The following is a 291-nucleotide window of genomic DNA, read 5'->3' on the forward strand; positions in this document are numbered from 1 at the left end:
TCTCGTTACTTTTGTTATATCGCTTCGTTGGTGCGAGGGGGGGGACTCGAACCCCCACATCCTAAGGACACTAACACCTGAAGCTAGCGCGTCTACCAATTCCGCCACCTTCGCACTCTGCGAACGATATAACGTGGTTTATGGTGCGAGGGGGGGGACTCGAACCCCCACATCCAAAGGACACTAACACCTGAAGCTAGCGCGTCTACCAATTCCGCCACCTTCGCATACCATTGACTCTTTATGAAAGAATCATTACCACGGGGCCGAATTCTAGAGATTTTACGCTGG

Annotated in this window: 2 tRNA genes; both read right to left on the minus strand. The window is 51.9% G+C overall.

The annotated features are described in order from the left end of the window. Positions 1-28: 28 nt before the first annotated feature. Positions 29-114, minus strand: a tRNA-Leu gene (locus tag FHC49_RS11420). A gap of 27 nt (positions 115-141) precedes the next feature. Then, positions 142-227, minus strand: a tRNA-Leu gene (locus FHC49_RS11425). Between the last annotated feature and the right edge of the window lie 64 nt (positions 228-291).

The organism is Kluyvera sp. EC_51, from assembly GCF_019584505.1.
GTDB lineage: Bacteria > Pseudomonadota > Gammaproteobacteria > Enterobacterales > Enterobacteriaceae > Kluyvera > Kluyvera sichuanensis.